A 22,752-nucleotide genomic window follows, 5' to 3' on the forward strand; every position below is an offset into this window, starting at 1 on the left:
ACTATGATGAATAACAGAAACAATAAAGATAAGAATCCTGTAAAAAGATTTAATAAAATTTCTATTGGATTGGCTTCACCAGAATCTATCTTGAAAGAATCAAGAGGAGAGGTTTTAAAGCCAGAAACAATCAATTATAGAACTCACAAACCAGAGCGTGACGGACTTTTCTGCGAAAGAATCTTCGGACCAGTAAAAGATTTCGAATGTGCTTGTGGTAAGTATAAAAGAATTCGTTACAAAGGTATCATCTGTGACCGTTGTGGTGTTGAAGTTACTGAGAAAAAAGTACGTCGTGATAGAGTAGGACACATCAACCTTGTTGTGCCAATTGCTCATATCTGGTACTTCCGTTCTCTTCCAAACAAAATTGGTTATATACTTGGTCTTCCATCTAAGAAATTAGATATGATCATTTACTACGAAAGATACGTAGTAATCCAAGCTGGTATTGCTAAAAATGCAGATGGAGAATCTTTACAAAGATTAGATTTCTTAACTGAAGAAGAATATTTGAATATTTTAGATACTCTTCCACAAGAAAACCAATATTTAGATGATTTAGATCCTAATAAATTTGTTGCCAAAATGGGAGCAGAGTGTATTATGGATTTATTAGCTCGTATTGACTTAGATGCTTTATCTTATGAATTAAGACACAGCGCTAACAACGAAACATCTAAACAACGTAAAACTGAAGCTTTAAAAAGATTACAAGTTGTTGAGTCTTTCCGTGAGTCTAACGAAAACCGCGAAAATCGTCCAGAATGGATGATTATGAAAGTGGTTCCAGTTATCCCACCAGAATTACGTCCACTTGTACCACTTGACGGAGGTCGTTTTGCAACTTCAGATTTGAACGACTTATACCGTCGTGTAATCATTCGTAACAACCGTTTGAAAAGATTAATGGAGATTAAAGCTCCAGAAGTTATCTTAAGAAACGAAAAACGTATGCTACAAGAATCTGTAGATTCATTATTTGATAACACTCGTAAAGCTTCTGCTGTTAAAACAGAATCTAACAGACCATTAAAATCATTATCTGATTCCTTAAAAGGTAAGCAAGGACGTTTCCGTCAAAACTTACTTGGAAAACGTGTGGATTATTCTGCTCGTTCGGTAATTGTTGTTGGTCCAGAGTTGAAATTATATGAGTGCGGATTGCCAAAAGATATGGCATCTGAGTTATACAAACCTTTCGTTATCCGTAAATTGATTGAAAGAGGTATTGTAAAAACAGTAAAATCTGCTAAGAAAATCATAGACAAAAAAGAGCCGGTAGTTTGGGATATCTTAGAAAATGTAATTAAAGGACACCCAGTATTACTGAATCGTGCTCCTACTTTGCACAGACTTGGTATTCAAGCTTTCCAGCCAAAATTAATTGAAGGAAAAGCGATCCAGTTACACCCATTAGTATGTACGGCATTCAACGCCGATTTCGATGGTGACCAGATGGCGGTTCACTTACCATTAGGACCAGAGGCTATTTTAGAGGCTCAATTATTAATGTTGGCTTCTCACAATATCTTAAACCCTGCAAATGGTGCACCAATTACTGTACCTTCTCAGGATATGGTCTTGGGTCTATATTATATGACCAAAGAGCGTATTTCGACAGAAGATCACATTATTTTAGGTCAGGATTTGACTTTCTACTCTGCTGAAGAAGTAAACATTGCATTAAACGAAGGAAGATTAGAATTGAATGCTCGTGTGAAAATTAGAGCAAAAGATTTTAATGACGCTGGAGAATTAGTGTACAAAATTATTCAAACAACTGCAGGACGTGTATTATTTAATGAAGTAGTACCTGAAGCAGCTGGATATATCAATGATGTATTGACTAAGAAAAACCTTAGAGATATTATCGGACACATTTTAAGTGTGACTGATGTACCTACAACGGCAGCTTTCTTGGACAATATGAAAGATATGGGTTATAAATTCGCATTTAGAGGAGGTTTATCGTTCTCTTTAGGTGATATTAGAATCCCAGAACAAAAAACGAAGTTAATTGCAGATGCCAGAGAGCAGGTTGAAGGTATCTCAACTAACTATAACATGGGTCTTATCACAAATAACGAGCGTTACAACCAAGTTATTGACGTATGGACTTCTGCGAATGCTCAGTTAACAGAATTAGCAATGAAAAATATTAGAGAAGACCAACAAGGTTTCAACTCTGTATATATGATGCTTGATTCTGGAGCGAGGGGTTCTAAGGAGCAGATTCGTCAGTTAACAGGTATGCGTGGTTTGATGGCTAAGCCTAAAAAATCTACTGCCGGTGGTGGTGAGATTATTGAGAACCCGATTCTTTCTAACTTTAAGGAAGGTCTTTCAATCCTTGAGTACTTTATTTCTACTCACGGTGCTCGTAAAGGTCTTGCGGATACGGCTCTTAAAACGGCCGATGCTGGTTACTTAACAAGAAGGCTTCATGACGTTTCTCAAGATGTTATTGTTAACATCGAAGATTGTGGAACTCTTAGAGGTGTTGAAGTATCTGCATTGAAGAAAAATGAGGAAATCGTTGAATCATTAGGAGAGAGAATTTTAGGACGTGTTGCATTACAAGACGTTATTAATCCTCTTACAAACGAAGTAATGGTTAAATCTGGAGAGCAAATCACGGAATCAATCATGAGAACAATAGAAGCTTCTCCAGTTGAAAAAGTAGAGGTTAGATCTCCATTAACTTGTGAAGCGACAAAAGGTATTTGTGCTAAATGTTACGGTAGAAACTTAGCTACCGGTAAGATGACACAAAGAGGTGAAGCTGTTGGGGTAATTGCAGCCCAGTCTATTGGTGAGCCAGGTACTCAGTTGACACTACGTACGTTCCACGTTGGAGGGGTTGCTGGAGGTATTTCTGAAGAATCTAGTATTGTTACAAGATTCGCAGGTAGACTTGAAATTGAAGATTTAAAAACAGTAAAAGGAGAAGACAGCGAAGGAAACTCTGTTGATATCGTAGTTTCACGTTCAACGGAGTTGAAATTGGTTGATGAGAAAACCGGAATTGTTTTAAATACGCATAACATTCCTTACGGATCTAGTATTTTTGTTAATGATGGAGATACTGTTGCAAAAGGAACTGTAATCTGTAAATGGGATCCATATAATGGTGTAATTGTTTCTGAATTTACTGGTAAGATTGCTTACGAGGACTTAGAACAAGGACAAACATTCATGGTTGAAATTGATGAGCAGACTGGTTTCCAGGAAAAAGTAATTTCTGAGGCCAGAAATAAAAAATTAATCCCAACTTTATTGGTTTACGGTAAAGAAGGTGAATTGATTCGTTCGTACAACTTGCCAGTAGGTGCACACTTAATGGTTGAGAATGGCGAGAAAATTAAGGCTGGTAAAGTCTTGGTTAAAATTCCACGTCGTTCTTCTAAATCTGGTGATATCACAGGAGGTTTACCAAGAATTACAGAGTTATTAGAAGCGCGTAATCCTTCGAATCCAGCTGTAGTTTCTGAGATCGATGGTGTTGTTTCTTTTGGAAAAATCAAAAGAGGTAACCGTGAGATTGTTATCGAATCTAAATTTGGAGACATTAGAAAATATCTTGTAAAATTATCAAGTCAAATCCTTGTTCAGGAAAATGACTTTGTAAGAGCGGGTGTTCCATTGTCTGATGGTGCTATTACTCCGGATGATATCTTAAGAATTCAAGGACCTGCTGCTGTTCAACAGTACTTGGTAAATGAAATTCAGGAAGTGTACCGTTTGCAAGGGGTAAAAATTAATGATAAGCACTTTGAGGTAGTTATTCGTCAGATGATGCGTAAAGTAAGAGTTCAGGATCCGGGAGATACTTTATTCTTAGAAGATCAATTGATTCATACTAAAGATTTTATCGTCCAAAATGATAAGTTATATGGTATGAAAGTGGTTGAAGATGCCGGAGATTCTTCTGTATTGAAACCAGGTCAGATTATTACACCTCGTGAATTGCGTGATGAAAATTCATTATTGAAACGAAATGATAGAAATCTTGTAGTAGCAAGAGACGTAATTACAGCAACTGCAACGCCAGTTCTTCAGGGTATTACAAGAGCTTCATTACAAACTAAATCATTTATTTCTGCGGCTTCATTCCAGGAGACAACGAAAGTACTTAACGAAGCTGCAGTAGCTGGTAAAGTAGATGACTTAGAAGGATTAAAAGAAAATGTAATTGTTGGTCACAGAATTCCTGCGGGAACTGGTATGAGAGAATACGATAATACAATCGTAGGTTCTAAGGATGATTACAATGAAATGATGGCAAATAAAGAAGAATATATTTATTAATTCTTATCAATTCCCTCTTTTTCGGAAGAGGGAAATTGAAAAAATATTAAAATTATGAGTAATCCGAAACAACAAGAACAAATCAACATTGAGTTAGATGAAACCATTGCAGAAGGGATTTATTCTAATCTTGCTATTATCAATCACTCATCATCTGAATTTGTTTTAGATTTTGTAAATATTATGCCGGGTACTCCTAAAGCAAAAGTAAAGTCAAGAATTGTACTGACTCCACAGCATGCTAAAAGATTATTAAGAGCTATTGGTGAAAATATTCATCGATTTGAAGCAGCCCATGGTGAAATCAAAGAAACTGAACAAGCGCCAATTCCGCTTAATTTTGGTCCGGCAGGACAAGCATAAATTTCAAAAGCTCCAGAAATGGAGCTTTTTTTATAAAGTGATTTGTGCAAAAGTGTATTTTGTCTGATTTAATTTACTTTCAACGAATATGTTTTAATACATTGCTTTTTAATTCTAATTTTGACTTAACATAAAATAAAGAAAATTAATTTTTCCAATAAAAAGTTAATTTAATCCTATTAAAAAAGCGCCAACTTTCAAAGTTGGCGCTTTTTGATTATATAAGACGATCACATATTTATTCAAACTCAGATGTAAAAAATAATTTTACATTTGGATATTTGCTTTGAGTCATTTGAATAGTAAAGTCAGAATCGGCTAAAAATACCAATTGACCATATTTGTCATGAGCCAGAAATTTTTGTTTGATTCTTTTAAATTCTTTGAATTCTTCACTTTTTGGGTCATTCGGTTTTACCCAACATGCTTTGTGAACAGGGAAATTTTCATAGGTACATTTTGCACCGTATTCATGTTCTAAACGGTATTGAATAACTTCATATTGTAGTGCGCCAACAGTACCGATAATCTTACGATTATTCATTTCTAATGTAAACAACTGGGCTACACCTTCATCCATCAATTGATCAATTCCTTTATCCAATTGTTTTGCTTTCATCGGATCAGCATTGTTGATGTATCTAAAGTGTTCTGGAGAAAAGCTTGGAATTCCTTTGAAACTCATTAATTCTCCTTCAGTCAAAGTGTCACCAATTTTGAAATTTCCTGTATCATGAAGTCCAACAATATCTCCCGGATATGAAATATCTACGATTTCTTTTTTCTCTGCAAAAAAAGCATTTGGGCTGGAAAATTTCAGGTTTTTCTTCTGACGAACATGGTAATAGGGTTTGTTTCTTTCAAATGTTCCGGAAACAATTTTAATAAAAGCTAATCGGTCACGATGTTTTGGATCCATATTAGCATGGATTTTGAAAACAAAACCAGACATTTTTTCTTCTGCAGGATCAACTAAACGGGTTTCAGAATCCTTTGGTCTTGGTGATGGTGCGATTGTAACGAAACAATCCAACAACTCGCGAACTCCAAAATTGTTTAACGCAGAACCAAAAAATACAGGCTGAATTTTTCCGTCTAAATAATCCTGACGTTCAAATTTAGGGTATACTTCATCAATTAATTCTAATTCTTCACGAAGTTTATCAGCTGCTTTTTGTCCTACGATCTTATCTAATTCCGGATTGTTCTGAACATCAGAAAAAGCAATTGTTTCTTCAATGTTTTTACGGCTGTCCCCACTAAAAAGATTGATGTTTTCTTCCCATAAATTGTAAATTCCCTGAAAATCATACCCCATTCCGATAGGGAAACTTAAAGGTGTAACTTTTAATCCTAACTTTTGTTCTACTTCATCCATTAGATCAAAAGCATCTTTACCTTCACGGTCTAACTTGTTTATGAAAACAATCATCGGAATGTTACGCATTCTACAAACTGCAACTAATTTTTCAGTTTGTTCTTCGACCCCTTTGGCAACATCAATAACTACAATTACACTGTCGACAGCTGTTAAAGTTCTAAAAGTATCTTCAGCAAAATCCTTGTGTCCGGGTGTATCAAGAATATTGATTTTTTTATCTTTATAATTAAAGGCAAGTACCGATGTCGAAACAGAAATACCTCTTTGGCGCTCTATTTCCATGAAATCACTCGTTGCTCCTTTTTTTATTTTGTTGTTTTTTACGGCGCCTGCTTCCTGAATTGCACCTCCAAAAAGTAATAATTTTTCTGTTAGCGTTGTTTTACCGGCATCTGGATGCGATATAATTCCAAAAGTTCTTCTGCGTTGTATTTCTTTTAAAAAGCTCATATTTTGTATAAATAGGTTTGCAAAAGTACTATTAATTACTACGATTTAAAAATAAATACGATTCTGTTTTGGTATACATAATTTCGTTTTTCTTCATTATTTATATTAATGAAAATTAGTGAGATGTATTTAACTATTTGTATTGGGTATAATTTTTTGTTAATAGTATAGCAGATAGTTGGATTATGTAATTGAATTGTTATTTTTGTTCGTTATAAGTTGTGAAAACAGGATACAGTTTTTCTATTTCTATAATTTGAAAATATTTGTATAATTAATTTTCAGTTTTAAAGAAAAAAACTAAAGCCGACCTTACATTCAAATTAAATTTAAAATAATGTTATTAAAAAAATTACAGCTAAAAACTATTGATTACAGGTTAATACTGACAATATGTTTTTTACTTTTTTTCAGCTCGATTATTTCTGCTCAGGAAGTTATTAAGGATGTTGTAGCTGAGAAACCGGCTGATAAAGCTTCAATCAATAAACAAAAGGTGGATGGTATTATTGCCACGGTTGGGGATTATATTGTTTTAGACTCAGATATTGATAAAGGGTATCTTGAAATTACTTCTCAGGGCGGTTCGGTAAAGGATATTACCAGATGTCAGATGTTAGGGAAGCTTTTGGAAGATAAATTGTATGCACATCAGGCAATTCAGGACAGTATTATTGTTAGTGATGCCGAAGTAAAAAGCATGATGGATGAAAGGCTTACTTACATGATGAGACAGACTGGTGGGGATATAAATAAAATTGTAGAATTTTACAAAAAGAGTTCGGTTGAGGAATTTAAAACATATTTTGCAGATATATTAAAAGAGCAAAAACTATCTTCTGAAATGCAGAAAAAGATTGTTGATGCAGTTGAAATAACGCCAGAAGAGGTTCGTAATTTCTTTAAAAAGATACCAAAAGATGAATTGCCTACTTTTGGAGCTGAAATGGAAGTAGCCCAAATAGTGGTAGAACCTAAAGTTTCAAAAGAAGACAAACAAAAAGTGATTGACAGATTGAATTCTATTCGAAAAGATGTTTTAGAAGGTTCAAGTTTTGCCACAAAAGCAGTTTTGTATTCTCAGGATCCAGGGTCTTCACCTAATGGAGGTTATTATAAAATGACCAGAAAAACTCCTTTTGTGAAAGAATTTAAAGATGTTGCTTTTAGCCTTGGAGAAGGCGAGATTTCAGAACCTTTTGAAACACAATATGGATACCATATTATAATGGTTGATAAAATAAAAGGGCAAGAAGTAGAATTGCGTCATATTTTAATTTCGCCAACAGTTTCAGAAACAGCTTTAAAAGAAGCAAAAGAAAGAATTACAAACATCAGAAATAAGATTGTAAATAAAGAAATTTCTTTTGCAGATGCTGCCAGAAATGATTCTGATCAAAAAGAAACAAGAGCAAATGGGGGTACTTTGGTTAATCCGAATACTCAGGATACACGTTTTGAACTGACTAAAATGGATGCAGCTTTATACAGTCAGGTTTCAAATTTAAAAGATGATGAAGTTTCTCAGCCAATTTTGGATACAGATGATAAAGGGAAAAAAACATATAAATTGATTACTGTAACAAATAGAATCGATGAGCATGTAGCAGATTATGCAAAAGATTATACTAAAATCAAAGAGTTAGCATTAAAAGAAAAACAAATCAATGCCATTGCAAAATGGTTTGATACAAAAATCAAAGACACCTATATTAAGATTATTGGCGAATACAGAGATTGTACCTTTACTAATAATTGGTTGAAAAAATAATTTTTATTAAATAAAGAAAAGAGTTAGTTTTATGAATTCATAGAGCTAACTCTTTTTAATTTAAAATATATTCATAAATGTCTGACGTAGCAGCAATTCATAATTTAGTTCAAAAAAGAAACGAATTAAAAACCGAGATAGCAAAAATCATTGTAGGGCAGGATGCCGTTGTAGATCAAATTTTACTTTGCATATTTTCAGGAGGACACGCACTTTTAATTGGGGTTCCCGGTTTGGCGAAAACCTTAATGATTAATACTTTGTCTCAGGCTTTGGGGCTGGATTTTAAAAGAATTCAGTTTACACCGGATTTAATGCCTTCGGATATTTTAGGAAGTGAAATTCTGGATGAAAACCGACAGTTTAAGTTTATCAAAGGACCGATTTTTTCCAACATCATTCTAGCTGATGAGATCAACAGAACTCCTCCAAAAACTCAGGCTGCATTATTAGAAGCGATGCAGGAACGCTCTGTAACAATTGCTGGGCAAAACTATAAATTAGATTTACCTTATTTTGTATTGGCTACACAAAACCCAATTGAGCAGGAAGGAACATATCCTTTGCCGGAAGCTCAGTTAGACCGTTTTATGTTTGCTATAAAATTAGAATATCCAACATTCGAAGAAGAAGTTCAGGTTGTTAAACAAACTACTTCAGATGTGAAAACTAAAATAAATCCGTTGTTTACAGCTCAGGAGATAATAGACTTCCAGCATTTGATCCGTAGAATTCCAGTAGCAGATAATGTTATTGAATATGCAGTGACACTTGTTAGTAAAACACGTCCTGATAATAGCCTGACTAATGATTTTGTTAGAAATTATCTGGATTGGGGAGCGGGTCCAAGAGCTTCTCAAAATTTAATTTTAGCGGCCAAAGCACATGCAGCTTTCAATGGTAAGTTTTCTCCTGATATCGAAGATGTCAAAGCAGTTGCAACCGGAATTTTGCGTCACAGAATTATCAAAAATTATAAAGCAGATGCTGAAGGAATAACAGAAGAAGTAATTATTCAGAAGTTGATGTAAATAAGATTTAGATTATATTATTAGCCAGACTGATCAAATCAGTTTGGCTTTTTTGTATATGAAAATTTTGGATTTTATATAAGTATTTTTACTTATTTACGGGAGTGTGTGCTAAAACTATAACGTTATAAATACTTATTTACAAGATTTCTTCTTTAAAAAAGAGGTAAAATCCGACTTTCTTTATAACATTAAATTTTTACTTTGTTAAAGAAAAGTTTTTAAATTATTGATAATTTATTTTTTGAACCTAAAAATGATTATTTGTTATTTTTCAAGGTTGATAATTGTTTTTTTGCAATAATAATTTTTAAAAAAGCGCCATACATTATATTTTTTTTAATTCTCAGCTTTAATTCATAAATTTGCGTGCAAAAAAATAAAAATACCTATTTATAAAGACTTCTATTATGAATATTTACAAGGATTACATTCAAGAGATTGAAGAAAGAAAAGCCCAGGGTCTTCATCCGAAACCTATTGATGGTGCTGAATTACTAAGCGAAATCATTGCGCAGATTAAAGATTTAAATAATGAACACAGAGAGGACTCTCTTAAGTTTTTTATTTACAACACTTTGCCTGGAACCACTAGTGCAGCAGGTGAGAAAGCTAAGTTTTTAAAAGAAATCATTCTTGGTGAATCTGAAGTAAAAGAAATTACACCTGCTTTTGCCTTCGAATTATTGTCACATATGAAAGGGGGACCTTCTATTGAAGTACTTCTTGATTTAGCTTTGGGCAATGATATTGCAATCGCTAATCAAGCGGCTGAAGTTTTAAAAACTCAAGTTTATTTATATGATGCTGATACAGCTCGCTTAGCAGAAGCTTACAGCGCTGGTAACACAGTTGCAAAGGAAATTTTAGAAAGCTACGCAAAAGCTGAATTTTTTACAAAATTACCAGAAGTTGCTGAAGAAATTAAAGTGGTTACTTACATCGCTGCAGAAGGTGATATTTCTACTGATTTATTATCTCCAGGTAATCAGGCACACTCTCGTTCTGACCGTGAATTACATGGAAAATGTATGATTACTCCTGAAGCTCAGGCAGAAATTAAAGCATTGCAAGCACAGTATCCAGATGCTTCTGTTATGTTAATCGCTGAAAAAGGAACAATGGGAGTTGGATCTTCTCGTATGTCAGGTGTGAACAACGTGGCATTATGGACAGGTAAACAAGCATCTCCATACATTCCTTTCGTGAACATTGCTCCAATCGTAGCAGGTACTAACGGAATTTCACCTATCTTCTTAACGACAGTAGACGTTACAGGTGGTATCGGTATCGACTTGCAAAACTGGGTAAAGAAAACAGATGCTGAAGGAAACGTAGTACGTAACGAAGCAGGTGATCCTGTTTTAGAAGAAGTTTATTCTGTAGCTACAGGAACTGTATTGACAATCAATACAAAAACTAAGAAATTATACAATGGTGAGAAAGAATTAAAAGATATTTCTAAATCTTTCACTCCTCAAAAATTAGAATTTATCAAAGCGGGTGGATCTTATGCTATCGTTTTTGGTAAAAAAATCCAAACATTTGCTGCACAAACTTTAGGTATTACTGCTCCAACAGTATTTGCACCAGCTAAAGAAGTTTCTATAGAAGGTCAGGGATTAACTGCTGTTGAAAAAATCTTCAACAAAAATGCAGTTGGTGTAACTCCTGGTAAAACATTACATGCAGGATCAGACGTACGTGTGAAAGTTAACATCGTAGGTTCCCAAGATACTACAGGTTTAATGACTGCTCAGGAATTAGAGTCTATGGCGGCTACAGTTATTTCTCCAATTGTTGATGGTGCTTACCAATCAGGTTGTCACACAGCTTCAGTTTGGGACAAAAAAGCGCAAGCTAATATTCCTAAATTAATGAAGTTCATGAATGATTTCGGTGTTATTACAGCGAGAGATCCTAAAGGTGAATATCATTCAATGACAGACGTTATTCATAAAGTGTTAAATGATATTACAATTGATGAGTGGGCAATTATCATCGGTGGGGATTCACATACACGTATGTCTAAAGGGGTTGCTTTCGGTGCCGATTCAGGAACTGTAGCTTTAGCTTTAGCAACAGGTGAAGCTTCTATGCCAATTCCAGAGTCTGTAAAAGTTACTTTTAAAGGTGAGATGAAACAGCACATGGATTTTCGTGATGTAGTTCATGCGACGCAATCTCAAATGTTGAAGCAATTTGATGGTGAGAACGTTTTCCAGGGTAGAATTATTGAGGTTCATATCGGAACTTTATTAGCTGACCAGGCGTTTACATTTACAGACTGGACAGCTGAAATGAAAGCGAAAGCTTCTATCTGTATTTCTCAGGACGAAACATTAATTCAATCGTTAGAAATTGCTAAGTCTCGTATCCAAATCATGATTGATAAAGGTATGGACAACAAAAACCAAGTTTTAAAAGGTTTAATTGATAAAGCAAACAAACGTATCGAGGAAATTAAAACAGGTGCTAAACCAGCTTTAACTCCGGACGATAATGCAAAATACTATGCTGAAGTTGTTATCGATTTAGATTTAATCGAAGAACCAATGATTGCTGACCCAGACGTTAACAATGTTGATGTTTCTAAACGTTATACACACGATACAATTCGCGAATTATCTTTCTATGGAACAGATAAAAAAGTAGATTTAGGTTTCGTAGGTTCTTGTATGGTTCATAAAGACGATTTAAAAATTGTTTCTCAAATGTTACGTAATGTTGAAAAACAAAATGGGGAGGTTAAATTCAACGCACCTTTAGTAGTTGCAGCTCCTACGTATAACATCATCGACGAGTTAAAAGCTGAAGGTGATTGGGAAATGTTACAAAAATATTCAGGTTTCGAATTCTCAGATGCCTTACCTAAATCTACAGCACGTACAGAATACGAAAACATTATGTATTTAGAGCGCCCTGGTTGTAACTTATGTATGGGTAACCAGGAAAAAGCTGAAAAAGGAGATACTGTATTAGCTACTTCAACTCGTTTGTTCCAGGGACGTGTAGTAGAGGATAGAGAGGGTAAAAAAGGAGAATCTTTATTAGCCTCAACACCAGTAGTTGTACTTTCTGCAATTTTAGGAAGAATGCCATCTATCGGAGAGTATAAAGCTGCAGTTGAAGGTATCAACTTAACAAAATTCAAACCAATCTCTACTAAATTATAATAGTAGCAACTTCATAATTCTAAACGAGGCAATCTAGTAATAGATTGCCTCGTTTTTATTTATATTTTAGGTCCGGGTTTGGGTGTAATATTCATTCGTTCTTCGCTGCGGGTTAAATGCTTCTTGTCACTGCTGGATTACCGTTGGATGATTTGCTAAATCAAATTTTTAAAGTTGGAGGTGGCAATTACAATAGGTTATTGTAAAAGCTAAATAATTATATAGATTGATTTTCAATTTACTACCTTTCAAGAAAAATAGAATAGTTTTAAATAATAGTATTAACAATTATTTTAGCATAAACCGTAATAAAATCCTTAAATTTAAGCTGATTTACACTAACATAATTAATATATAACTATGGCTTTTGATATTGAAATGATTAAAAAAGTGTATGACAACATGCCTGCCCGTGTTGATGCAGCACGTCAGATTGTTGGTCGTCCACTTACTTTAACAGAGAAAATTTTGTATAACCACCTTTGGGATGGAAATCCAACCAAAGCGTTTGGAAAAGGAGTTGATTATGTTGACTTCGCACCGGATCGAGTAGCCTGTCAGGATGCAACGGCACAAATGGCCTTATTGCAGTTTATGCATGCTGGTAAATCAAAAGTTGCAGTTCCTACAACGGTCCACTGTGATCATCTGATTCAGGCAAAAGTAGATGCTGCTACCGATTTGGCCAGAGCAAAAACACAAAGTAATGAAGTTTTCGATTTCCTATCGTCAGTTTCTAATAAATACGGAATTGGTTTCTGGAAGCCGGGAGCCGGAATTATTCATCAGGTTGTACTTGAAAATTATGCTTTCCCGGGCGGAATGATGATTGGTACCGATTCTCATACTGTAAATGCAGGAGGTTTAGGAATGGTAGCGATTGGTGTCGGCGGTGCTGATGCTGTAGATGTTATGTCTGGAATGGCGTGGGAATTGAAATTTCCTAAATTAATCGGAGTTAAACTAACCGGTAAGTTATCAGGCTGGACAGCTCCGAAAGATGTGATTCTTAAAGTTGCCGGTATTCTGACTGTAAAAGGAGGAACAGGTGCTATCGTAGAATATTTTGGCGAAGGTGCAACAGCTATGTCTTGCACCGGTAAAGGTACCATTTGTAACATGGGAGCTGAAATTGGAGCTACAACTTCAACTTTTGGTTACGATGATTCTATGAGCCGTTATCTGCGTTCTACAAACAGAGCAGATGTTGCTGATGCTGCAGATAAAATAGCTTCTTACTTAACAGGGGATCCAGAAGTTTACGCTGATCCTGAAAAATATTTTGATCAGGTTATCGAAATCAATTTGTCAGAATTAGAGCCGCATTTAAACGGACCTTTTACTCCGGATTTAGCTACTCCAATTTCTAAGATGAAAGAAGAGGCCATCAAGAATAATTGGCCGTTGCAAATACAGGTTGGTTTAATAGGTTCGTGTACCAACTCATCCTACGAAGATATTTCCCGTGCAGCTTCTTTAGCCAGACAGGTTGCTGAGAAAAACTTAAAAACAAAAGCAGAATTTACAATCACTCCGGGGTCTGAAGTCGTTCGTTCTACAATCGAAAGAGACGGATTTATTGATACTTTTCATAAAATTGGAGCAACAGTTTTTGCCAACGCTTGTGGACCATGTATCGGTATGTGGGACAGGGAAGGAGCGGAGAAAGAAGAAAGAAATACAATCGTTCACTCTTTTAACCGTAACTTCTCCAAACGTGCAGACGGTAATCCTAATACTTTGGCTTTCGTAGGTTCTCCTGAATTGGTGACAGCTTTGGCTATTGCAGGTGATTTAGGATTCAATCCATTAACTGATAAATTAATCAACGAAGAAGGTGAAGAAGTAATGCTTGATGAACCAACTGGAGACGAATTGCCGGAAAAAGGTTTCTATGCTGAAGATCCTGGATTTCAGGCTCCGGCAGAGGATGGTTCAGGTGTTCAGGTTGTAGTAAGTCCTACTTCAGAGCGTTTGCAGTTATTAGCGCCTTTTGAGGCTTGGGATGGTAAAAACATCACTGGTGCTAAATTGTTGATTAAAGCATTCGGAAAATGTACAACAGACCACATTTCTATGGCCGGACCATGGCTGCGTTTCCGTGGACACTTAGATAATATCTCAAACAACATGCTGATTGGTGCTGTAAATGCATTCAATCAAAAAACAAACTCGGTTAAGAATCAATTGACAGGACAATATGATGCCGTTCCTGCAGTAGCACGTGCCTACAAAGCGGCAGGAGTTCCGTCTATTGTTGTGGGAGATCACAATTATGGAGAAGGTTCTTCTCGTGAGCACGCTGCTATGGAACCACGTTTCTTAGGCGTTAAAGCCGTATTAGTAAAATCTTTCGCCCGTATCCACGAAACCAATCTTAAGAAACAGGGTCTTTTAGGATTGACTTTCGCTAACGAAGCAGATTATGATAAAATTCAGGAAAACGATACAATCAATTTTACTGATTTAACGGAATTTGCTCCGGGTAAACCATTAACATTAGAATTTGTTCATGCAGATGGTTCAAAAGATATTATTCTGGCAAACCATACTTACAATGATGGTCAGATTGGGTGGTTTGTTGCAGGTTCTGCATTAAACTTAATTGCTGCCGGAAAAGCATAATTTCAAAACTCTATTATAGAAAAGCGCTCTGTGAAAACAGGGCGTTTTTTATTTGTAGCTATTCCGCCTGTACGTTTTATCTTTTGTCCCGATAGTTATCGGGACAAAAAGATGCCACTTTCATCCGGGCTAGAAATCCCGTTTTTAGGACGATTTTATTTTAAATTTTATGATTTCCTCAAATGATTTATAACTCACACAAAAACTTTGAATTAGCTTCAAAAACATTTTCAGGTTTCTAATGTGATATAAATTTGTTGTTAAAAAAAGTGTATTTTTTACTTTAAAAAGTTAAATTCGCATTTTTGGTAATAAAACTTTCTTTTTTGAGTTTAAAATTAAGAAGGGATAGTAGTATAGAAAATTAAAATTCCCCAAATAATGATTTTCAGATTTGTCTTTATATTTTTGCTTTTTTCAGTAAGTGCTTTTTCTCAGGATAATTACATCAGGCATACCATTTCAAAAGGTGATAACCTTTATAATATTGCTAAGAAATACGGAGTAAAGCCAAAAGATATCGCAAACGCTAATCCAGATGCACCAAAAATTTTAAAATTAAATTCGGTTTTATTAATTCCGAATAGTGGTCACTCTGAAGTAATAAAATCTAATGAATCTATCGTACAAGAAACTCCCGGTACTCATGAGGTTTTGGCAAAAGAGACACTTTGGGGAATATCAAAAAAATATAAAGTTTCAGTTGAAGATCTGAAAAAAGCCAATCCTTCATTAGAAACGGAAGGGCTTAAAATAGGAAAACAGATTGTCATTCCTTCCAACGGGAATTCAGTAGTGCAGCAGCCGATTGAAAGTGCTCCATCAGAATTGGTTGAAGTTTCAAGGGAAGTTATGCCAAAAGAAACAAAATACGCAATTGCGAGAGAATTCGGAATCACCGTAGCTGAATTAGAAAGGCAAAACCCTGAAATCAAGAATAAACTACCTATTGGCTATCAGCTAAAAATTCTTGCTTCCAAAGAAAAAGCAAATAACCTGCAGCCTTCAAAAGTTAGTCAGGAAACAACAAGCACAGTAAATTCTTCAGTTGTTGCAACAAATGATACATCTGTTAAGAAAGATTCCTCTACAGTAATAAAAGTTAGTAATCACCCAGAGTTAGTTGATCAGCTGATTATAAATGCTACTGAAAACATTGGTACCCGTTATCGTTCAGGAGGCACTACAAAAGCAGGTTTTGATTGCTCAGGACTAATGTATTGTACTTTTGGTAATTTTGATATTAAGCTGCCAAGAAGCTCTATAGAACAATCCAGAATTGGTATAAAAGTCAATCCATATGAAGCCCGAAAAGGTGATTTAATTTTCTTTAAAACTAATGGGAGGCGTCAAATTAATCACGTTGGAATGGTTGTAGAAGTTGTTGATGAAGAAATTAGATTCGTTCATTCCTCAACTCATGGAGGGGTTATTATTTCTTCTACCAAAGAGCCTTATTACGAAAGATCTTTTTCTCAGGTAAATCGTGTTTTGGAATAAGTTTTTTCAATTTTTATAATTTTCGAAACAGATTATAAAATGAAAATACAATAAGGCGCATCTAATTTTTTTACCCTTCCCTAAACTGGTTTTCGTCAAAATTTAAACCTCAAATTATCATTACTTAAAAAATAAATATAAGGGAATTGCTTTTGTTAGTAATGTTTAGTTCTTTTTATTCTCTTGTGAATTTAAATGTAATCTGTCCTTTGTTTTTTACCTTAACAATCTAATTGTCTTATTAAAAGGTTTCTAAAAAAAGTATATCTTTAACCAACCAAAAACCAAAAAAATGCAGGAAAACAACCAGGAAAATTTTAAGAGAGAACTCGGATTACTAGACGGAACCATGCTTGTGGTAGGTTCTATGATTGGATCCGGGATATTTATTGTGAGTGCCGATATTGCCAGACAAGTGGGCTCAGCAGCATGGCTGACATTGATTTGGCTCATTTCAGGATTAATTACCATTATTGCCGCTGTAAGCTATGGTGAGTTGAGTGCCATGTTTCCAAAAGCTGGAGGACAATATGTATATCTGAAAGAAGCATATAACAAATTGATAGCCTTTTTGTACGGCTGGAGCTTTTTTGCGGTTATCCAAACGGGAACAATTGCTGCCGTTGGTGTCGCTTTCTCTAAATTTGCAGCCTATCTTTATGAGCCGCTCAGTGACGAGAATATTTTATTTGAGTTAGGGAATTTTAAGCTGAATGCAGCACAGATTGTATCGATAGTTACCATTGTTTTATTAACTTTTATAAATAGCCGTGGTGTAAAAAACGGAAAGATTCTTCAGACCGTGCTTACTATTATTAAAATATTATCATTACTCGGTTTGATCGTTTTTGGATTAACGCTTGCTGCAAAAGCTTCTGTTTGGGATGCAAATTGGACTGATGCCTGGACACCTCATTCTTATGATGCAGATAACGCTTCCTGGATTCCAATTAGTGGAAAAGCTTTAATAACTGGTATTTCAGCAGCCATGGTAGGATCATTGTTTTCGAGCGATGCGTGGGTTGGTGTAACTTTTATCGCAGGAGAAATAAAAAATCCAAAACGTAACGTAGGTTTGAGTTTATTTTTAGGAACATTTATCGTTACGATTATTTATGTGTTGACTAACCTGATGTATCTGGCTGTAATTCCGATGAACGAAATTGCAACAGCAAAATCAGACAGGGTAGCGGTAGTGGCTTCTCAGTATATTTTTGGTGATATCGGAACTTTAGTCATTGCCATCATGATTATGATTTCGACTTTTGCCTGTAATAACGGATTGATTATGGCGGGTGCCCGAGTATATTATACAATGGCAAAAGACGGTTTATTCTTTAAAAAAGCAGCATTGCTTAATGAATTTAGTGTTCCGTCATGGGCGCTTTGGGCTCAATGTGTATGGGCTTCAATTTTGTGTCTTACAGGAAAATATGGAGATTTGTTAGATTTTGTCATTATCATTGTTTTAATATTTTACATTTTAACAATTTACGGAATTTTCATATTACGGAAAAAAATGCCAAATGCGGAAAGACCTTATAAGGCTTTTGGTTATCCATTTTTACCATTTTTGTACATTATTGTAGCGTCTGCGATAAGTGTTTCTTTATTGTTTACAAAATTCTCAACCTGTGGATGGGGAATTTTGATTATGCTGATTGGTATTCCGGTTTATTATTTGACAAAACCAAAAGAATAAAACTAAAATTTAAAACGTCTTACGATTAAAAGTAAGGCGTTTTTTATGCTTTAAAAAAATTAAACCTTTAGCGTAAACCAAAAGGTGCTTCCTAATCCCAAATTACTCTCAACACCAACACTTCCATTCTGCGCTTCAATAAATTCTTTGCTAATCGCTAGACCCAATCCAGTTCCGGATTTTGGGCTCCCCGGAATCTGAAAATATTTATCGAAAACTTTGTCTTTGTATCTAGTATCAATTCCTTTTCCGGTATCAATTACCTGAAAAACGATTTGATTGTTTTCTTCTTTTAATTTAATGAGAATCGTACTTTTTTCAGATGAATACCGAATTGCATTTGATAAATAATTAATCAAAACCCAGCCTGTTTTTTCGCTGTCGGCTTTAACATCTTTTAGGTTTTTATCAGCATCAATAATTAATTGAATCTGTTTTTGATCTGCCTGAATTTTTACGGCTTCAACAGCATAATTTACAATTTTGTACGGGTTACTTTTCTCAATATTCAGCTGAATATTCCCCGTTTCAAGTTGTGACAAGTTGAGTAATTCACCTGTAATTTTCAGTAATCGCTGACTATCATCTTTAATACTCTCAACTAATTGTTTCTGGTCATCGTTCATATCGCCAGTTTTGGTGTTTTCAAGCAATTGAAGACTTAGTTTTATAGAGGCAATTGGTGTTTTTAATTCGTGCGAAACCGTGGCGATAAAATTAGTTTTAGCAAAGTCCAATTCTTTAAAAAGTGTAATATTTCGCAGAATAATCACATCGCCAATATTGATTTCTTTTTCTTCGCCAGTTGGCGTTATTGTAATATTGTGAATTTCCTTTTCGAAATAACTTTCTTTTCCGTGAGCAAAAATTTTGAGTGGTTGTTTCTTTGGGGTTTCTGCTTCTTTCAGAATTAATGAACGAATTAAATCATTCGAAACCGCCAATTCAGATGCAGTTTTCCCGATTATATCTTCCGATTTCAAACCAATAATCTTAAGCGCTTCATCATTCGCAAACAAAACAATTCCCATATTATCCAAACCAATAATTGGATCATTCATATTATTGACAAGAGTCTCCAGACGTTTTTTCTCAAAAAGAAGTTTGTACACATTGCTGTCGTGATATTCTTCGAGTTTTTGTGCCATCGTATTAAACGATTTGGCTAAATCACCAAATTCGCTGTGACTCGTAAAATGAACCCGTTCTGAATAATTTTTATTAGCGATTTCTTTAATACTCAACGTTAATTCCTTAATCGGATTTGCAATGTTATTTGGCAGATTGACCAATAAATTAAACGCAATCAAAAAGCACAGAGTTCCCACAATAGCAATGGAGAAATTGGACGTTTCTGCCGTTTTTTTTGCAATGTCACTTTTCTGTTTGATGGCATCCAGATTGAGTTTCATAATCGCAAAAATATCCTGGCGAATCTGCGCCTTTGCAGTTTCATCAGTATTATTTTTAGTTAAAAGAGCAAAACTTTCTTTTAGTTTTTCAGTTGCTTGCTTTTCGCCTGGCTCTGTAATATTTCGGGTTTGCTTTTCAAGATTTTCCTCAAAATTCTGAATTGTTTCTTTAGATCCCAATTTAATTTCGTCCAAAGCAGAAATCATATTTCGCGAATATTCCAGCGTATTGTAATTCGATTTCAGGATATTCTCCGTATCCTGCTTAATTAAAAAAACAGAATATGCACTCACTAACGAGAGAATGATGATCATCAAAAATAATAATCCAACACCCAGATTCAATTTGGTTTTAATTTTCATTTTATAAAACAATTTTTTGAACCATATAAGTTATATAAGGAAATTTAAGCTTTGTTTTTTAACCGCAAAGAGCGCAAAGTTCGCTAGGTTTTTTGCTCGCAAAGTCGCAAGGGTGCTAAGTTTTTTAATTTAATCTTAGCGTACTTTGCGTAAATCTTAGCGCCTTTGCGGTTAAACTTCAACGTTCACTAATTTAAATCAACTTATATAACTTATATGGTTTAATATTTTTTCATGACAAGATTACAAGATCAATGTTTGATAACGACAATTTATTTAGCAGACGCCTGAAAATTGTTGTAGACAAAATTACTTTAAATAAATTCAAATGCGGTTTTCCGATGCAGACAGTTGTGATTTGTTTTTCTTCAACAGTTTTTAAAATCGCATTGGTAATATTTTCGTTTTCTAGTTTAATTACTTCAGCGCCCAATTGCACAGCGAGTTTAAAGTTATTAATTAAATGTCGTTGTTTATCGAGAGCAATTCTCGTAGGGGTTTCCTTCGGAGTTTCGACATACAAAATATACCAGATTCCGTTATAATAACTTGCCAGACGGGCGGCTTTCCGAATCACAATTTTAGCCGTTTTATCGTTACTGCTTATGCACGCTAGTAATTTTTCATGTCGCAGTGCATGCAGGTTTGGAATCTCATTTTCAACTTTTCGAACCACCTGACTTGCGACTTCCTTCAACGCTAATTCACGTAATTGCAGAATTTGTTCTGATTTAAAGAAGTTCGCCAAAGCAGTTTGAATTTTATCAGGCGTATAAATTTTTCCTTCCTTCAAGCGCGCAATTAAATCTTCCGAAGTCAAATCGATATTCACGACTTCATCTGCCAGACGCAAGACATTATCTGGAATTCTTTCTTGAACATCAATTCCTGTAATGCGTTTTACGTCTTCGTTCAGACTTTCAATATGCTGAATATTTACCGCCGAAATTACATTAATTCCGGCTTCTAGAATCTCCAAAACGTCCTGCCAGCGTTTTTCGTTTTTGCTTCCTTCTACATTTGTGTGCGCCAATTCATCTACAATAACCACTTCGGGACGTAAATTTATAATCGCCTGAACATCGAGTTCTTCGAGCTCTTTCCCTTTATAAAAAATGGTCCGCCTCGGAATGAGAGGCAAACCAGTTAATAATTCGTGCGTTTCTTTCCGATTGTGCGTTTCGATATAACCGATTTTTACGTCGATTCCGTTTTTCAATAACGAATGCGCTTCTTGAAGCATACGAAAAGTCTTGCCCACACCGGCGCTCATTCCAATGTAGATTTTAAATTTTCCTTTTCGTGATTTCTGAATTAAATCAAGAAAGTGCTGTGCGTTGTTATTTTCGTTTTCCATATTTTTTGCCAGAAAGGCGCTAAGTCACAAAGTTTTTATTTTTTTTAGCCACGAATTCACCAATTCTTTTAAATAAAAATTCGTGAATTCGTGGCGAATAAATTAGCCCGAAAAAAATCATTTTAATCTGTGGCAAGAAATATTCTCCTAAAAACTAATCGCCAAGGAAGTCGTTAAAAACGTATTCGTATCCGTTGGAAGATTGTCTTTATTGGTGAAGATTTCATCTTTACTTGACAGATTTCTGGCTTCAATTCTAAACATAACATTATCAGAAACTAAGTAATCAAAGTTAGCCGAAAAACCGTAGGTTTTAAATCCGTTTGGTGTTTCTGTTGCGATAATTACACCTTTTTCATCGTTGTAATATTCACCACGCGCCGCAAGCTGAATCTTATTTGTTGGTTTATATTGCAGAATCAAAACGGGCGAAAACCAAGTGTCGTATTTATTACTGTTTTTAGCCGATTGCTGCGAACCAATATCAAAACCAGCTGTAATATTTGTCTTTTCCGTTACTTTAAGTTGTCCGTAAAAGTTGTTGAAATAACGCCATTTTTTGTCAATATCCGGCTGTTCGTTTCCTGCATAAGTGCTCCAATTTAAAGTCACATTATCCGAAGGTTTGTACGTAACCTGTGTTCCAAAAGCTGGTGTTTGATTTCCTTCCACTTTTTCGATGCGTTGCCAGCCGTTCAAATACATTCCAGCCAGATACCATTTTCCAGATTCAGATGTGTAACCAATTTTTACGCCTGCTTCGTAATAAGGTGAATTCTCAGCCAGAATACTTCTTGTCAGCGTTTGACAATCTTTCCCAATGGCACTTTCAAAACCAATATGCGAAGGCATAATTCCAGCATCAATCCATAAATTATGATTTTTTGAAATCTTCACACCGACATTCGCTTCGTAAACATTTTTCAATAGACCTTGCTCGGCAGACATATTATACTCGGCATAAGTCCCCGCCATTAAAGCGAAATTTCCTCGAATATTCTCTTTCGAATAATTCACTTTTGCCATTCCGAGATTAAGATTGACTTCGTTACTTTTATTATAACTGTAAAAAAATCCTGGCCGTGTATGGTTTTCTGGTTTCCCGAAATCATAACTATAATAAGCGTCTGCATATCCTGAAAACGTAAACGGACTTTTAGATTCTTCCTGTGCATGTAAATTGCCAAAACCAAAAGCGATTAAAGCAGTAAGTATTATTTTTTTCATTTTGTGGTATTCTATTATTTATTAAGTAGATTTTTTAGGAGCTAATCCCGCTATCCGTTTCAATCTTTTCCTGGCTAAAGAAG

The 22,752-nt window shown here is 35.0% G+C and carries 12 protein-coding genes; 8 read left to right on the forward strand and 4 right to left on the reverse strand.

Annotated features, from left to right (window positions below):
- Positions 1-3: 3 nt before the first annotated feature.
- The gene (gene rpoC / locus P5P89_RS13950) at positions 4-4,311 is read left to right on the forward strand and encodes a DNA-directed RNA polymerase subunit beta' (protein ID WP_278008871.1); all 4,308 of its coding nucleotides are present in this window, start codon (positions 4-6) and stop codon (positions 4,309-4,311) included.
- 54 nt (positions 4,312-4,365) lie between these two features.
- Positions 4,366-4,674 carry a DUF3467 domain-containing protein gene (locus P5P89_RS13955; protein WP_025572408.1) on the forward strand — a complete coding sequence of 103 codons (309 nt, stop codon included), beginning with the start codon at positions 4,366-4,368 and terminating at the stop codon, positions 4,672-4,674.
- A 238-nt stretch (positions 4,675-4,912) separates the two neighbouring features.
- On the opposite strand, the gene P5P89_RS13960 is transcribed toward P5P89_RS13955, so the two are convergent.
- Positions 4,913-6,505, reverse strand: a complete 1,593-nt coding sequence (locus tag P5P89_RS13960) for a peptide chain release factor 3 (protein WP_278008872.1) — start codon at positions 6,503-6,505, stop codon at positions 4,913-4,915.
- Between the two features lie 337 nt (positions 6,506-6,842).
- Between P5P89_RS13960 and P5P89_RS13965 the strand changes: the two genes are divergently transcribed.
- From P5P89_RS13965 to P5P89_RS13990, 6 genes are all read left to right on the forward strand, one after another.
- Positions 6,843-8,276, forward strand: coding sequence for a peptidylprolyl isomerase (locus P5P89_RS13965; protein ID WP_223678710.1), 1,434 nt, complete (start codon positions 6,843-6,845; stop codon positions 8,274-8,276).
- A 77-nt stretch (positions 8,277-8,353) separates the two neighbouring features.
- Positions 8,354-9,307, forward strand: a complete 954-nt coding sequence (locus P5P89_RS13970; protein WP_278008873.1) for an AAA family ATPase — start codon at positions 8,354-8,356, stop codon at positions 9,305-9,307.
- Between the two features lie 410 nt (positions 9,308-9,717).
- Complete coding sequence (locus P5P89_RS13975; protein WP_278008874.1) at positions 9,718-12,483, forward strand: bifunctional aconitate hydratase 2/2-methylisocitrate dehydratase; 2,766 nt, start codon at positions 9,718-9,720, stop codon at positions 12,481-12,483.
- Between the two features lie 360 nt (positions 12,484-12,843).
- A complete protein-coding gene (locus tag P5P89_RS13980) occupies positions 12,844-15,108 on the forward strand; it encodes an aconitate hydratase (protein ID WP_278008875.1) in 2,265 nt (754 codons plus the stop codon).
- A gap of 381 nt (positions 15,109-15,489) precedes the next feature.
- Positions 15,490-16,608 carry a peptidoglycan endopeptidase gene (locus tag P5P89_RS13985; protein ID WP_278008876.1) on the forward strand — a complete coding sequence of 373 codons (1,119 nt, stop codon included), beginning with the start codon at positions 15,490-15,492 and terminating at the stop codon, positions 16,606-16,608.
- Positions 16,609-16,900: 292 nt separating this feature from the next.
- Entirely contained in the window at positions 16,901-18,310 is a 1,410-nt protein-coding gene (locus P5P89_RS13990; protein ID WP_278008877.1) for an APC family permease, read from the forward strand.
- A gap of 59 nt (positions 18,311-18,369) precedes the next feature.
- Here P5P89_RS13990 and P5P89_RS13995 read toward each other — a convergent pair whose 3' ends face one another.
- The 3 genes from P5P89_RS13995 to P5P89_RS14005 form a co-directional block, all read right to left on the reverse strand.
- Entirely contained in the window at positions 18,370-20,085 is a 1,716-nt protein-coding gene (locus tag P5P89_RS13995) for an ATP-binding protein (RefSeq protein ID WP_278008878.1), read from the reverse strand.
- A 232-nt stretch (positions 20,086-20,317) separates the two neighbouring features.
- Positions 20,318-21,442: a sensor protein KdpD gene (locus P5P89_RS14000; RefSeq protein WP_278008879.1), complete on the reverse strand. Its 1,125-nt coding sequence runs from the start codon at positions 21,440-21,442 to the stop codon at positions 20,318-20,320.
- Between the two features lie 147 nt (positions 21,443-21,589).
- Entirely contained in the window at positions 21,590-22,669 is a 1,080-nt protein-coding gene (locus P5P89_RS14005) for a porin (protein WP_278008880.1), read from the reverse strand.
- Between the last annotated feature and the right edge of the window lie 83 nt (positions 22,670-22,752).

Origin of the sequence: Flavobacterium gyeonganense (assembly GCF_029625295.1) — a bacterium.
In the GTDB taxonomy this organism is placed as follows: domain Bacteria; phylum Bacteroidota; class Bacteroidia; order Flavobacteriales; family Flavobacteriaceae; genus Flavobacterium; species Flavobacterium gyeonganense.

What these genes read in the sequence shown, in the direction of transcription:
- P5P89_RS14005 (WP_278008880.1), bottom strand. Translation starts at nt 22,669, where the DNA reads ATGAAAAAAATAATACTTACTGCTTTAATCGCTTTTGGTTTTGGCAAT.
- P5P89_RS13985 (WP_278008876.1), top strand. Translation starts at nt 15,490, where the DNA reads ATGATTTTCAGATTTGTCTTTATATTTTTGCTTTTTTCAGTAAGTGCT.
- P5P89_RS13965 (WP_223678710.1), top strand. Translation starts at nt 6,843, where the DNA reads ATGTTATTAAAAAAATTACAGCTAAAAACTATTGATTACAGGTTAATA.
- P5P89_RS13990 (WP_278008877.1), top strand. Translation starts at nt 16,901, where the DNA reads ATGCAGGAAAACAACCAGGAAAATTTTAAGAGAGAACTCGGATTACTA.
- P5P89_RS13995 (WP_278008878.1), bottom strand. Translation starts at nt 20,085, where the DNA reads ATGAAAATTAAAACCAAATTGAATCTGGGTGTTGGATTATTATTTTTG.
- P5P89_RS14000 (WP_278008879.1), bottom strand. Translation starts at nt 21,442, where the DNA reads ATGGAAAACGAAAATAACAACGCACAGCACTTTCTTGATTTAATTCAG.
- P5P89_RS13975 (WP_278008874.1), top strand. Translation starts at nt 9,718, where the DNA reads ATGAATATTTACAAGGATTACATTCAAGAGATTGAAGAAAGAAAAGCC.
- P5P89_RS13970 (WP_278008873.1), top strand. Translation starts at nt 8,354, where the DNA reads ATGTCTGACGTAGCAGCAATTCATAATTTAGTTCAAAAAAGAAACGAA.
- P5P89_RS13960 (WP_278008872.1), bottom strand. Translation starts at nt 6,505, where the DNA reads ATGAGCTTTTTAAAAGAAATACAACGCAGAAGAACTTTTGGAATTATA.
- rpoC (WP_278008871.1), top strand. Translation starts at nt 4, where the DNA reads ATGATGAATAACAGAAACAATAAAGATAAGAATCCTGTAAAAAGATTT.
- P5P89_RS13955 (WP_025572408.1), top strand. Translation starts at nt 4,366, where the DNA reads ATGAGTAATCCGAAACAACAAGAACAAATCAACATTGAGTTAGATGAA.
- P5P89_RS13980 (WP_278008875.1), top strand. Translation starts at nt 12,844, where the DNA reads ATGGCTTTTGATATTGAAATGATTAAAAAAGTGTATGACAACATGCCT.